This window comes from Aeromonas enteropelogenes, from assembly GCF_020097295.1.
GTDB classification, from domain to species: Bacteria; Pseudomonadota; Gammaproteobacteria; order Enterobacterales; family Aeromonadaceae; genus Aeromonas; species Aeromonas enteropelogenes.
Map to the genome: position 1 here is coordinate 498446 of NZ_CP083625.1, position 11475 is coordinate 509920.

Consider the following 11475-nt stretch of genomic DNA (forward strand, 5'->3'; position numbering starts at 1 on the left):
CATTAACAGGGCGATAACGCGACTATGTCTATTTTCAAAGGCCTGGGCTGGTTGTTCCGCAGCCTGTGGCGCCTGCTCAACTTCACCCGCCTGATGCTGGTCAATCTGCTGTTTCTGCTGGTCGTGCTGGTCATCGTCGTCAGCTTCGGCCAGAAAGAGGCTCCGGTGGCCCCCATCGAAGGGGCGCTCACTCTCAACCTCAACGGCGTGCTGGTCGAGCAGCGTTCCCAGACAGACCCCACTGTGCAGCTACTGCGCCAGATGGACAGCAGCGACGAGCAGCCGAGCGAGATCGTGCTCTCCGATCTGCTGTGGGCCATTCACAACGCCAAGGATGACGATCGCATCAAGGCGCTGGTGATCAAGCCCCAGGGGCTGCAGGGCGCCAGCTTCTCCAAATTGCAGGAGGTGGCAAGCGCCATCGATGCCTTCAAGGAGAGCGGCAAGCCGGTCATCGCCATGGCCGACTTCTATACCCAGGGGCAATACCTGCTGGCGGCTCACGCCGACCACGTGCTGCTCAACCAGAGTGGCGCCGTGGTGATCGAGGGACTGGGCGTCTACCAGACCTACTTCAAGTCGGCGCTGGAGAAACTCAACATCACCCCCCATGTGTTCAAGGTCGGTACCTACAAATCCTTCGTCGAACCCTACACCCGGGATGACATGTCCCCCGAGAGCAAGGAGGCGAACCAGCGCTGGCTGGATCAGCTGTGGCAATCCTATGTTGCCGACGTGGCCAACCAGCGGGAGATAGACTCGGAGATCGTGGCACCGGGCAAGGATCGCTTCCTCGAACTGCTGCGCAAGGCCGGTGGCAATGCCGCCAACTACGCCCTCGACAACGGTCTGGTGGATCAGCTCGCCACCCGTGACGAGATGACCCAGGCGGTGATCAAGGAGGTGGGAGAAGACGAGGATCACGGCTGGAAAGGGGTCGGCCTCAAGGAGTATCTGGCCGCCATTCCCGAGCAATATCCACAGAGCGGCAAGGACGAAGTGGGCCTCATCGTCGCCAGCGGCGCCATCATGGACGGCATGCAACCCGCCGGCACCATAGGCGGAGACAGCCTCTCCGAGCTGCTGGCCGATGCCCGTCGCGATGACAAGGTAAAAGCCGTGGTATTGCGGGTCGACAGCCCCGGCGGCAGCGCCTTCGCCGCCGAGCAGATCCGCGCCGAATTGCTGGCCCTGAAACAGGCCGGCAAGCCGGTCGTGATCTCCATGGGCAGCTACGCCGCCTCCGGTGGCTACTGGATCTCCGCCGATGCGGACAAGATCTTCGCCTCCCCCACCACCCTCACCGGCTCCATCGGGGTGTTCGGCATGTTCGCCACCATCGACAAGGCACTCTCCCAGTACGGGGTATATACCGATGGCGTCGGCACCACGGATTACGTCGGCGTCGGTCTGACCCGAGCCCTGCCCGAGCACGTCAGCCAGGCCATCCAGCTGAGTGTGGAGGATACCTACCAGCGCTTCGTCGATCTGGTGGGCAAGGGGCGCGGTCTGAGCCCGGAAGAGGCGGAAAAAGCCGCCGAAGGGCGAGTCTGGACCGGTGAGGATGCCAAGGCACTGGGTCTGGTGGATGAGTTCGGCAACCTCAACGATGCCCTCAAGGCCGCCGCCGACCTCGCCAATCTCAAGGAGTGGCAGGTAAGCCCCATCGAGCAGGAAGAGTCAGCCAGGGACAAGTTCCTGCGCCAGTTGTTCGACAGCAGCGTCCAGGCGCTGGCACCGTACCTGCAAAGCTGGCTGCCAGCCGGATTTGGCAAGGCCATGGTGGAGGTGAAGCGCAACCTGGATCCGCTGACGCGCTTCAACGACCCGCAGGGCACCTACGCCTTCTGCCCGGTCTGCGTGCAGTAACCCCAATTGATGGCGCTCAGACGCCAGCCATAAAAAACGGCGACCAGATGGTCGCCGTTTTCGTTAGCCTGCCCGGGCCTTCTTGAAAGGCAAAGCCTTCATCAGGGATTGAGGCGGGTCGGCATGCCGCTGCGCTGCTCCAGCACCTGCTTGACCACATTGGAGTCAGAGTCGGCGTGGGCGATGAAGCGGGTAGTGGCCTGGGTCATGGGCAGCGGCACGGCGGCGGTGGAGTTGAACTCCTCCTCGGTGCGCGACAGCGGCTCGTGCACTTCCATGTAGCGACCGCCATCCGGCTCGACCGTGGTCTTGACCGGCTGGTTGACGAACTGGACGCGGGTGCCGACCGGCACGTGGTCGAACAGGTATTTGATATCGTCGGCGCGCAGACGGACGCAGCCGCTGCTCACCCGCAGACCGATGCCGAAGGTGGCATTGGTGCCGTGGATGGCGTAGAGGTTGCCGATATAGAGGGCGTGCAGACCCATGGGGTTGTCAGGACCGGCCGGCCAGACCGCAGGCAGGGTCTTGCCCTGGGCGGCGTAGCGGCGACGGATGTTCTCGGTCGGGGTCCAGGTCGGGTTGGCGCGCTTGCGCTCCACCTTGGTGATCCAGTTCTCCGGGGTGTTTACCCCCAGCTGGCCGATGCCGATGGGCAGCACCTGCACCACGTTCTTGCCTTTCGGGTAGTAATAGAGGCGCATCTCGGCCACGTTGATGACGATCCCTTCGCGGGGTGCATTGGGCAGGATCAGCTGATGGGGAATGATCAGGGTGCTGCCTGCCTTGGGCAGGTAGGGATCGACCCCGGGGTTGGCTTCCATGATGTTGGTCAGACCCAACTGGAAGTCAGAGGCGATCTGCTCCAGCGGACGGTTGTCCGCGGGCACCACATATTCCTGGTTCTCGCCGATCAGACGGCTGTTGGCCGCAGGCAGACGGTACTCGACGGCGGCGGCCTGTTGGCTGACCAGTGCGAGTGTGCATAAAAGGGCCGAAGCGGCAGTGCGAAGGGGATTCATAAAATTCCTGTATGGTTTCCTGTACCAATGGGCCGACGGCCCTGTCATCCTCGGTCTGCCGGTGGCGGGTCAACCTGCACCACAGGCCAATAACCGAGCGCGCATTCTTTCCTGTGTCGGCCAAAATTTCAACTTCGACGTAACGCTTTTACCATCAAAATCAGCCGACAGACCGCCATCGGGGGAGATCCTCTCCCCTGCCAGAGTGCCCACGCCACCATGAGCAAAAGATGAACAGCCTGAATTGCCCCTCCCAGTGTTGTACGCTCCCGTTGCCGCAATCCATCCTCATCGGCTAACGGGCTGCACGCCATATGGCCAGCCAGTCTCGGGCCAGCAACCAGCGACCATAAAAAAACCGCTCCGAGGAGCGGTCAATGGAGCCACCAGGCAACCATAAAAGGGACTACGGGTTGTGTTGTCATTGGTATTGCTGTGTCACGCTCACTACTGCACCGTGGCGTCCGTGGCACCGGTCTGCTCCTTGAGGAAAGTAATCCAGGGAGAGGCGCGGCCGCTGACATTGCCATTCTGGGCTGCCTGGGTGAAGGCATTGAGCGCCTCTTTCGGTTTTTGCTGCTCGAAATAGGCAATCCCGCTCAGGAACTTCAGATCGGCGCGCTGCTCGCCACTGGCATTCGCCGCAGGTTTGGCAGCCAGTGCTACCAAGTCCTGATAGCGCTTGCTCTGGATCATCATGCGCGCCATTTTCAACTGCAGCTCGGCGCTGGGGGCCAACCGGTAGCTCTTGGCCAGCGTATCGATGGCCGGATCCAGCTCCTTGGCCTGATGCCAGTAGTTGGCCAGCGTCTTGTAGTTGCCGGCGCTCGCCTCAATCGCCCCCTCCTTCATCCCCTTCTCCATCACCCGAGCGGCGCGATGGGGAATGCCGACAAAGGCCAGGTAATTGGCCAGCCGCTGCAGCTCGGTTGCCTCGGTCAGCATGCCGAGGTTGTAGGCCGACTCCAGCGCCGCCAGCGCCTTGCCATCATTGCCCGCCTGCATGTGCATGGCCGACAGCTGGGTCCAGTACTTCTTCTTCTCCGGGAACATGTTGACCAGGGTAGTCAGCACCTCGGTGGCTGGCTTGTACTGCTTGAGCTCGTAGTGGGCCCCCATCTTGAGCAGGTACCAGGACTCCGGTGCCTTGCCCGCCGACAGCCTGATCGCCTGATCCACCGCAGGGATCGCCTCCCGGTACTGCTTGAGCTGCACATGGGCGTTGGCCAGGGTGATGTAGGCGTGGGCGTTTGGCTTGTCACCCTTGCCCTGGTTGGCAAACCACTCCTTCATGGTCTTTACCGAACCCTGAAAGTTGCCCTCAGCCATATAAAGCTGGGCCAGGTTGTAGCGCACCTGCTGGGCCACCACGGGCGGCAGGCCGCCGGTGGCGATGGCATCGGCGAAGTATTTGGTCGCCTGACCATACTTCTCCTGCTGCGCGGCCACGAAGCCGAGGGTTTGCAGAATAACCCCCTTGTCGTAGACCCGCTCACCGGTACCGGACAAGGCCTCCTGCAACTTGGCATTGGCATCGCCATAGCGTTTCTCGGTGATCAGCTCCTGCGCCTTGTTGACCGCACGATAGGCTCGATCCGACAGGGTCGGCTGCTCGGCGGCCCAACTGGCGGTGCTGAGCAGCACCGCCATGGCGACCGGGGCGAGGATCATCTTGTGTAACTTGTTCATCGCCACCTTCCTTAGTTGACCGCGAACTCGATTTCTTGCTGCATCCGGGAAGCCTGCGGCTTGCCATCCACCATGGCCGGTTTGAACGTCCACTTGGCGATGGTCTTGCGCGCCTCCTTGCCAAGGTCATAGCTGCGCGGCTCTTCCTTCACGATCCGCACGTTGCTGACGGTACCGCGCTCGGTCACGGTGAACTCCACCAGCACCTTGCCGGAAGCGAGCCCAGCCAGCGCCGCCTTGCGGGGCATCATGGGTTCGAACGTTGCCAGGGGAATGGCACCGTTGTTGCCACCGATCCCGCCACCACCGCCGCCCGTGCTGTAGGCACCGAGGGCATTGCCGCCGCCGATGTTGACCGGGATGTCGAGCTTGGGCATGTCCATGGGCGCGCTCTCCATCTTCGGTCTGTCCGTGCTTGCCACCTCCATTTCAGGCGGGGGGGGCGGACGCTTCGGGGGCGGCGGTTTGGGCAGCTCCCTCTGTTTCTCTTGCAGGGTCTCATCGGGCTTGATGCGGATGAAGTCGGTCATGGTGACGTCATCCTTCTCCGTCAACTCCCGGTGATCCGGTGTGATCAGCTTGTTCATTCCCAAAAACAGAAAGAACACCACCACACAGGAGACCGCCAACGATATCAGGTATCTCATAGGTCTCTCTCCGGCATCAGCTGCTCTTGTCGGCAGCGATGGAGATGTTCTGGACACCGGCCATGCGGATCTGATCCATGACCTGCACCACCAGACCGGAACGGGATTCGGTGTCGGCCTGGATCACCACGGCGCTCTCCGGGTTCTCCGCCCGCAGCCGCTCGATGTTTGCGCGCACAGCACCAACTTCCACCACTCGCTTGTCGACCCAGACCTGGCCATTTTCCCGTACCGCAACCATGATGTTGCCCTTCTTCACCGTCTCGGCCGTGTTGGCACTGGGACGGTTGATCTCGACACCGGACTCCTTGACGAACGAGGTGGTCACGATGAAGAAGATCAGCATGATGAACACTATGTCCAGCATGGGGGTCAGATCGATGGCCGCCTCGTCAGCACCGCTGTCGCTGTGACGTTTTCTCATGGCAAAAACTCCTTGCTTGTTCTGAGCCTCCGACAGGTCCGGCCTGACCGGAGGCGTGCATCCTGCATCAACCGTGTTTCAGGTTGTCTTCCAGCTTCTCGACCGCCAGCTTGGCCTTGTGATCGAGCTGGTTTACAAAAAACAGACCGGAAAGGGCGGCAACCATGCCCGCCATGGTCGGCACCGTAGCCTTGGAGATCCCCGAGGCCATGGCGCGCGGCGAACCGGTACCGGTCACGGCCAGGGTGTCGAACACCTGGACCATGCCGACCACGGTGCCGAGCAGCCCCATCAGCGGACAGAGGGCGATCAGCACCTTGATGATCGGCATCCCCTTGTCCACCGCCATGGCCACCCTTGAGACCAGCTCGCGCCGGATCTGCCTGGCAGACCAGGAGAGGTGATCGCTGCGGGCCAGCCAGGTCGCCTTGGTCTGCTTCACCTGCTTGGGGTAGACGGCGATGAAGTAGAACCAGCGCTCCAGCAACAGGGCCCACATCATCAGGGTCAGGAAGAACAGGGCGACCAGCACGTCGCCCCCCAATCCCAGAAACCGGCGGACCGACTCGACTTCTTCAATCAACCAGAACCACATGGATGACTCCTTAGGCTGCTGCCTTGGCAGAGTGCAGACGCTCCTGATAACGGGCGACGAAACCGGCACTCTGCTCTTCCAGTACCTGGATCAGGCGACGGCTCTGGGTCTGCACCAGGGTGTAGAGGAACAGCATGGGCACGGCCACGACCAGACCCTGCATGGTGGTCACCAGGGCTTCGGAAATACCGCCGGCCATCAGCTTGGGATCGCCGGTACCGAACAAGGTGATGGCCTGGAAGGTGGCGATCATCCCGACCACGGTACCCAGCAGGCCCAGCAGCGGAGCAACCGAGGCGATCAGCTTGATGATACTGATTCCCTTCTCGAACTTGGGTACGTTGCGCAGGATGATCTCGTCGAGCTTGGACTCCAGATCCTCGATGTTGTCACCACGGTGCGCCTGATAGGCCCCCAGCATGTCACCGATGGGGTTGCCCTTGATCACCTGATCGGATTTCAGCTGCTTGCGCATGGAAGAGCCGATCAGCGACAGGCGGACGCCACAGAAGATGGCCAGCAAGGTCCCTATGACCCCGAGTGCGAGGATCACATACCCCACAGTGCCACCCTGATCGATGCGCTCCTTCAGGGTCGGCGACTGCACCAGCAGGGAGAGGATCACGCCACGGGACGGATCGATAAAGACAGGCTTGACCCCGTCACCACCCGCTTCAAACTCGGCGAGCGGTGCCAGCACGCTCTTCTCCGGTTGGCGGGAGAGCTGCTCGAACTTGCCGGTTTCCGGCACGAAAGTCAGGTACTTGCCTTCGGAGACAGTGTTGAACTCGCCGATCTGGGTGACCGTCTTCTCGGCCTGATTGCCCTCGCCGTAAACCACGGTCGCCGGGATCTGGCTCACCTTGCCGCCATCGACCATGCGGCCGAGAGTGGTGGTCCAGAAGGCTTCCAGATCATCGCTGGAGGGAAGCTCCTTGCTCTCGGCCAGACGGGTCAACAGCACCGCCTGCTCCGGATGTTCCACCCGGCGGGCGGAAGCGTTGAAGATCCCCTTGAACTCGCTGGCGAACTGGCGCAGTACGCCGAACATCTCGCCCATGTTGCCGGAGCGCTGGCGCAAGGTCTCGGTCAGTTCGGTCAGCTGCTTGTCATTGGCATCAAAGGTCGCCTTGAGCTGTTCGCCCTTGGCGGTCTCGGCTGCCAGCTCCGCCTTGGCCTTGGCCAGCAGGGCGGCCTGCTCGTTCTTGTCAGCCAGGAAGCGGGCTTCCCGCTCCTTGTTGAGCTGGGATTCGCTCAGGCTGGAGGCTTTCACCTGGTTCAGCAGCGCATTGAGATCCACCGGTTTTTCGACGGCAGTCACCGGCAATGTGATCAGGGTGGCTCCCGCAATCAGGGAGGCGATGGCAAGTTTGATTCCTTTCATGATGCTTTCTCCGCAGTGTGAACCGGCAGCTTGATCAGCGCAGGAGGCGCCTGCTTCTTGGCAATACGCAAGCCATGTTCAATTGCACTGCGATACTCCTGGGGCAACTCTTCCCATTGACGGGTCTGCTTGTTCCACATGCCGGTTTCCTGGCCATCCGGAGACTGATAAAGGAGGGCGATGCGACCGACGCGCAGGAACTCGTAGGTCTTCTCGCTACCATCCTTGTCCAGGCTCGCCTTGTAGGCCTCGATGGTGCGGCTGAAGCTCTCCTCGATCTGGTAGGCCTCCAGGATCTTGCGGTACTTCTCTGAGATGGTGACGTCGGCCCGGTTCATCAGGTCGGTCAGGGCGGCGACCCTGTCTTCACGCTCGACCTTCTGGAACGGCAGATCCAGGGAGACGAACTGTTCGAGGGAGTCGATCATCTTGAGCATCAGGGGCACCACTTCGGTGCTGGTCTGGTCGATCTGGGCGATCTGCTTTTGCATCGAGGCCAGCTCGCTGCTCTGGGACTCGACCATCTTGGCGACCTGCTCGTTATAGGTGCGCAGGCTGTCGACCTGGCGCAGGGCCGCCTTGTACTGGGCCAGTGCGGACTCGGCGGACTCGGCGTAGTTGTCGATCTTCTGCTGGGAAACTTTGGATGCGTTGTCGGTGGCGGCTTGAGCGTCCACGGCCTGTCCGGCGGTGGCGGCACTCAGATTGAAGCTGGTCAACAAGGCGGCCGATACCAGGCTGCCAAGGAGCGCTTTCTTCATTGTAATGGTCCTTGTCTTCATAGGATTACCCTATCTCCGTAACTTCCTTGGACGTTGGGCACAGCCGGCCCGACCGGACCGGCTGAGATGTTGTATCAACGGGGTTGATTAGAACTTCTGGGTGTAGTCGATGTAGTAGATGCGACCATCGATGCTGTAGAGGTCTTCGGTGTAGGTGAAGCCGTCACTCGACAGGGAAGGTTCGCGGTTGAACATGTTCTTCACACCGGCCTGGATCTTGGCGTTCCAGCTGGTATCGACCGCCACGTTCAGGTTCCAGACGGTGTTGGAAGCGATGTGGCCCTCTTCCTGACCGTCGACATAATCCTGACTCTGGGAGTCGATGTAGTTGGCGCTCAGGTAGGCATCAAGATTCCACCACTGCGGGAAGGTGGCACCGATCCCGGAGTTGAAGCGCAGCTCGGGCCGCTCGTTCCACCCCTTCTTGTCGATCATGGGACCACCGGCGAACAGACCCTCTTCGTACTTCAGGATGTAAGTCCCGCCGAAGTCATAACGCATGGTGAAGACGTTGAAGTCGTACTTGTAGTCCGCCTTGAAGTCGAGACCGCTGGTCTTGAGCTGACCCAGGTTGACCATGCCGGCATAGACCATCTCGACATCGCCATTGGCATCGCGAACGACGTTCGGGTTGCTGCCGGTGTTGAGCTCCTGATAGAACTGGGTCTGAGTGGTGGCCAACTGGATCACGTCATCAATCTTGATGTAGTAGTAATCCAGCGAGAGGTTCAGGTTGTCCAGCGGGCTGTAGGCGGCACCAATGGTAAAGGTGTCGGCCGTCTCTTCTTTCAGCTGCTTGTTGGCCTGGCGGGTGGTGTCGTACTGCGACTCGGGGCAGTTGGCGACATTATTGGCCTGGCAGCCAACATAGTCCTTGGCAAAGTCAGCGGAGAAAGAGTCTGCCGCATACAGATCATCCAGCCCGGGTGCCCGGAAAGACTGGGACCAGGAGGTTCTGAACATCAGGTTGTCGAGCGGCTGATAGCGCAGGCTGGCCTTGGGCGAGAAGGCGCTGCCAAAGTCGCTGTACTTGTCATAGCGACCGGCCAGGTTCAGCTCGATCTGCTCGGTGATGGGGATCAGGGTTTCGATATAGGTGGCAAACACATCGCGCACCCCGGAACCCGAGTTGCCGGAGGAGCCCAGGACGTTGCCCGCCTCGGACTGGCTGTCATAGGTATCGGAGTAGACCCAGTCGTTATACTCAGCCCCCAGATACCAGCTCACGGGACCGGCGGGCAGTTCGCCCATCTCCCAGCCCAGACCACCGTACCACTGGAAGAAATCCATCTTGGAGGTGCGGCTGGTGTCGTAGGAGAGATCGTTGGTCGCGCTGTCAGAGAAGCTGCCATTGACAAAATTGCCGCTGTTGACCTGGGTCTGGACCGCAGGCTCCAGCACGTAACCGCTACCCGAGCTCTTGTTGTCGGTCTTGGAGTACATGTAACCGGCGTTCCACTCCACATCCCCTACCGCTTCGGTTGGCAGTACGCCTTCGAAGCCCAGGTTCATGGAGCCGGTCAGGTCGGTCACGTCATTGTCACGGGGACCCACGTTGTTGAAGCGGTAGTAAACGGTGGCTTTTTCACCCACACCGGTGTTGAAACCATTGTCTGCCAGCACGGCATCGCCGCCAGTAGTGCCGCCGTTGACCGAGAAGACGCCCGCAGCCGGCGCAAAACGACCAAAGCTGGTGACACGGGAGCCAATCATCTGGGGAACGAAGTCCACGTTGTCGTTGATATGGTAACGACCGTTCACATAGACGGTGTCACGGGTACGGGACGCCGTCTTGGCGGCAACCTGGGCAAAGTCGAAGCGACAGGCCGTACCCTTGGTCACAAAACCGGCACCAGTGCTTTCACAATCGATCCCGTCCAGGGTACGGGTGACCGTCTTGCCGGTCGCGGCATCTACGCCCTTGATATTGCGGCCATAGAGGCTGGGGGCCGAGGCGCCCTGCAATGCCAGATAGTCACGATCACGGTAGTAGATCACGTCCTTCACATCGTGCTCGTAGACCATCATCAGGGAGCCTTTCTCCCCCGTGATGCCGCTGACGATGGAGCCGCTCTGCTCATCACCACCCTCTTCGGTCGGTGAGCCGAAACGCCCCTGGAACATCAGGCCGTCGAAACCCTCTTTGAGGATCACGTTGATGACGCCACCGATGGCATCGGAACCATAGAGCGCCGAGCCGCCGTCCAGGTTCACTTCAACCCGCTCGACGGCGGCCATGGGAATGGTGTTGAGGTTGATGGAAGTACCGCCCATGGTCGGTGAACCGGCGATCCGCTTGCCATTGAGCAACACCAGAGTACGGGTAGAACCCAGGCCACGCAGACCGACAGTGCCCTGGGACTGATAGGAGTCACCAGACGAGGGAGAGTATCCACCAAAGGAGTTGTAGGAGGCCTGCTTCAGATAATCCGCCACGGTCTGCTGACCGGACTGTTCTATCTGGGCCTTGCTGACGGAGACAACCGGGGTGGCACCTTCGACATCGACACGGGAAATACGGGAGCCAGTGACTTTGATTTTCTGCAGTTTTTCAACGTTCTGCCCCTCTTCGGCAGATACGGACGGGGCCGCTGCAAGGCTCGCCAAGGCGAACGCAATCGCAGCAGAGATCCTGCTCTTCCTAAGCATCGCTTATATCCTTCCTGGTTGTTTATTGTTTGCTTCCTGATACCGCCCTCTTTGGAGCAGTGCGTAAGGCTTATCAATCTTTGACAGGTGACGTCAATGGAGGTGGGAGACACGAAAGAAAACCCAGCAATAAGACAGGTATCTTATTTAAACGGGATTTTTTTAGTGAATCATTCTGGTATTAGTCAAAACAACAATGTAAATATTTTGTTAAATTTAATATTTGACGTCAAATTGAAGTTTCATGAACTTATTGAACAACATGCTGTCGCTATATATTTTGTTTTGAAACTATCGAATTAATCAGGATTAAACTCCATCACAAGACAGGTTGCCAAACGGCCGTCCTGGCTGGTATCAGAGATATAACAATATTGCTGGTATCGTTTACAAAGTAACGCATCAAAATATAAA

General features: G+C 59.9%; 9 protein-coding genes. 1 reads left to right on the forward strand and 8 read right to left on the reverse strand.

Annotation, left to right across the window (positions count from 1 at the left end):
- The first annotated feature begins 24 nt into the window (after positions 1–24).
- Positions 25–1869 (forward strand): signal peptide peptidase SppA, encoded by a 1845-nt coding sequence (gene sppA, locus LA321_RS02270; RefSeq protein WP_042073322.1) that lies wholly within the window; start codon positions 25–27, stop codon positions 1867–1869.
- A gap of 101 nt (positions 1870–1970) precedes the next feature.
- Here the strand turns inward: sppA and LA321_RS02275 are convergent, their stop codons facing one another.
- The 8 genes from LA321_RS02275 to LA321_RS02310 form a co-directional block, all read right to left on the reverse strand.
- A complete protein-coding gene (locus LA321_RS02275; RefSeq protein WP_042073323.1) occupies positions 1971–2891 on the reverse strand; it encodes a L,D-transpeptidase family protein in 921 nt (306 codons plus the stop codon).
- 447 nt (positions 2892–3338) lie between these two features.
- On the reverse strand, positions 3339–4580 hold the full coding sequence (locus tag LA321_RS02280; RefSeq protein WP_042073324.1) for a tetratricopeptide repeat protein: 1242 nt from the start codon (positions 4578–4580) through the stop codon (positions 3339–3341).
- A gap of 11 nt (positions 4581–4591) precedes the next feature.
- Positions 4592–5227 carry an energy transducer TonB gene (locus LA321_RS02285; protein WP_026457092.1) on the reverse strand — a complete coding sequence of 212 codons (636 nt, stop codon included), beginning with the start codon at positions 5225–5227 and terminating at the stop codon, positions 4592–4594.
- A 16-nt stretch (positions 5228–5243) separates the two neighbouring features.
- Positions 5244–5651 carry an ExbD/TolR family protein gene (locus LA321_RS02290; protein ID WP_042073326.1) on the reverse strand — a complete coding sequence of 136 codons (408 nt, stop codon included), beginning with the start codon at positions 5649–5651 and terminating at the stop codon, positions 5244–5246.
- Between the two features lie 67 nt (positions 5652–5718).
- Positions 5719–6246, reverse strand: a complete 528-nt coding sequence (locus LA321_RS02295) for a MotA/TolQ/ExbB proton channel family protein (protein WP_042073327.1) — start codon at positions 6244–6246, stop codon at positions 5719–5721.
- Positions 6247–6256: 10 nt separating this feature from the next.
- Positions 6257–7630, reverse strand: a complete 1374-nt coding sequence (locus LA321_RS02300; RefSeq protein ID WP_042073329.1) for a MotA/TolQ/ExbB proton channel family protein — start codon at positions 7628–7630, stop codon at positions 6257–6259.
- Positions 7627–8391 carry a DUF3450 domain-containing protein gene (locus tag LA321_RS02305; RefSeq protein WP_042073330.1) on the reverse strand — a complete coding sequence of 255 codons (765 nt, stop codon included), beginning with the start codon at positions 8389–8391 and terminating at the stop codon, positions 7627–7629. The genes LA321_RS02300 and LA321_RS02305 overlap by 4 nt, the downstream gene beginning before the upstream one ends.
- Before the next feature lie 108 nt (positions 8392–8499).
- A complete protein-coding gene (locus LA321_RS02310) occupies positions 8500–11061 on the reverse strand; it encodes a TonB-dependent receptor (protein ID WP_042073331.1) in 2562 nt (853 codons plus the stop codon).
- Between the last annotated feature and the right edge of the window lie 414 nt (positions 11062–11475).

What these genes read in the sequence shown, in the direction of transcription:
- sppA (WP_042073322.1), top strand. Translation starts at nt 25, where the DNA reads ATGTCTATTTTCAAAGGCCTGGGCTGGTTGTTCCGCAGCCTGTGGCGC.
- LA321_RS02275 (WP_042073323.1), bottom strand. Translation starts at nt 2,891, where the DNA reads ATGAATCCCCTTCGCACTGCCGCTTCGGCCCTTTTATGCACACTCGCA.
- LA321_RS02280 (WP_042073324.1), bottom strand. Translation starts at nt 4,580, where the DNA reads ATGAACAAGTTACACAAGATGATCCTCGCCCCGGTCGCCATGGCGGTG.
- LA321_RS02285 (WP_026457092.1), bottom strand. Translation starts at nt 5,227, where the DNA reads ATGAGATACCTGATATCGTTGGCGGTCTCCTGTGTGGTGGTGTTCTTT.
- LA321_RS02290 (WP_042073326.1), bottom strand. Translation starts at nt 5,651, where the DNA reads ATGAGAAAACGTCACAGCGACAGCGGTGCTGACGAGGCGGCCATCGAT.
- LA321_RS02295 (WP_042073327.1), bottom strand. Translation starts at nt 6,246, where the DNA reads ATGTGGTTCTGGTTGATTGAAGAAGTCGAGTCGGTCCGCCGGTTTCTG.
- LA321_RS02300 (WP_042073329.1), bottom strand. Translation starts at nt 7,630, where the DNA reads ATGAAAGGAATCAAACTTGCCATCGCCTCCCTGATTGCGGGAGCCACC.
- LA321_RS02305 (WP_042073330.1), bottom strand. Translation starts at nt 8,391, where the DNA reads ATGAAGAAAGCGCTCCTTGGCAGCCTGGTATCGGCCGCCTTGTTGACC.
- LA321_RS02310 (WP_042073331.1), bottom strand. Translation starts at nt 11,061, where the DNA reads ATGCTTAGGAAGAGCAGGATCTCTGCTGCGATTGCGTTCGCCTTGGCG.